Source organism: Bartonella sp. AP58NXGY, from assembly GCF_042195785.1.
Taxonomy (GTDB): domain Bacteria; phylum Pseudomonadota; class Alphaproteobacteria; order Rhizobiales; family Rhizobiaceae; genus Bartonella.
On sequence record NZ_JBHIOY010000172.1, the window covers coordinates 1 to 842 of the forward strand.

Sequence of the window (842 nt, forward strand, 5' to 3'; positions counted from 1 at the left end):
TGATTAGGAATGACTTGCGTTTCAAAACCCGCATCATTTAAAGCACTCTCAAAACTCACATTATGTACACGGTCTCTGGTTGCACCGTCATGGGGGAGAACCATCAACGCCTTCTCATAACCATTTTGACGCAACCAACCGATATGTTCGGATAACGGCTGTCCCTGTGCTTCGTAATAATTAAGCACTCTGATCTCTCTACCAACAAATTGTGCTATCCATATCGCCGTGGCATCTGCCTTAGCACCCGTGCCCCCAATATCCCAAAAGGCGCGTATCTGCATTAAAGGATCACGCGCAACACGCCCTATCCGCCCCTCTTGCTCGGCTGCCAACATTTCCCTCTGATAGTAAGCACCTTGAACCGCTGTAAGATAAGCCCCTTCCCATATATGCTTATAAGTTTCTGGACGGTTTCTCAGATCATCAAGCCGCGCTTCATTCAAAATCTTGGGAAACTTCGGATTGTCTAACCAATTGATCTCTACACGCTTAATGGCTTCATTGTCTGAAAAGCGAAACCGCTTCTCAACGGGGGCATTCTCTCGCAATGGGTTCCATGTCACCCATAACTCTGCTCTCCACCCCTCGCCCTCTTCACGCAAAGTTGGAATGAGCGTCTGCCAAGCCGTCTCTGTAACCGGCTCTGCCTCATCAACCCAGCAGAGCAAAATGCGCCCCATCGATTTAATACTCGCAATATTCCGGTCCAGACCAGAAAACTGAAAGGCTATACGACCATCTATCGACTTAATCGACGACTCTCCAACCTTATAATAGTCCCTTAAAAAGTCATGGGCTTCAATGGCGCGCTTAATCTCCTCCAATGAACTCTCTGCTAG

General features: G+C 48.0%; 1 protein-coding gene. It reads right to left on the reverse strand.

What is annotated here, in order from left to right; translation table 11 throughout:
• Window positions 1–842: phage terminase large subunit (locus ACFINC_RS10255; RefSeq protein ID WP_375617144.1), on the reverse strand; the 842-nt coding region annotated here is incomplete at both ends.